Source organism: Myroides albus (assembly GCF_009711045.1).
Classification (GTDB): Bacteria; Bacteroidota; Bacteroidia; order Flavobacteriales; family Flavobacteriaceae; genus Flavobacterium; species Flavobacterium album_A.
On the sequence record NZ_WMJX01000136.1, the window covers coordinates 1 to 430 of the forward strand.

The 430-nt window shown below is 33.3% G+C and carries 1 protein-coding gene; it reads left to right on the plus strand.

The features are described 5' to 3' along the window. A partial coding sequence (locus GJV76_RS15655; protein ID WP_155093507.1) for an IS3 family transposase occupies positions 1-400 on the plus strand: 400 nt, incomplete at its 5' end. Positions 401-430: the final 30 nt, after the last annotated feature.

The window sequence follows — 430 nt, forward strand, 5'->3', positions numbered from 1 at the left end:
ATGGAGTTTGAGTAAAGATATGTCAACAGAAAACACCACCTTAGCAGCCTTTAAAATGGCTAAAAAGAACAGAGCTTTTGAAGAAGGACTAATTTTCCATTCTGACCAAGGAGTACAATATGCAAACTACAAATTTGCCAACTACCTGAAGTCATTTAAGGTTGTTAGAAGTATGAGTAGAAAAGCAAATTGTTGGGATAATGCCGTAGCGGAAAGCTTCTTTAAATCCTTAAAAGTGGAGATGGTTTATGGAAATTTACAACTAAGTACAAAGAAAATGGAGTCTAAAGTCTTTGAATATATCGAAATGTGGTATAATAAAAGACGCAGACACTCCTACTTAAACTACCAGACAATCAACGAATTTAATCAAATAATAAATAGTAATAAAGCTGCTTAACTAATTGTCCAGATTTCGTTTGGATATCCA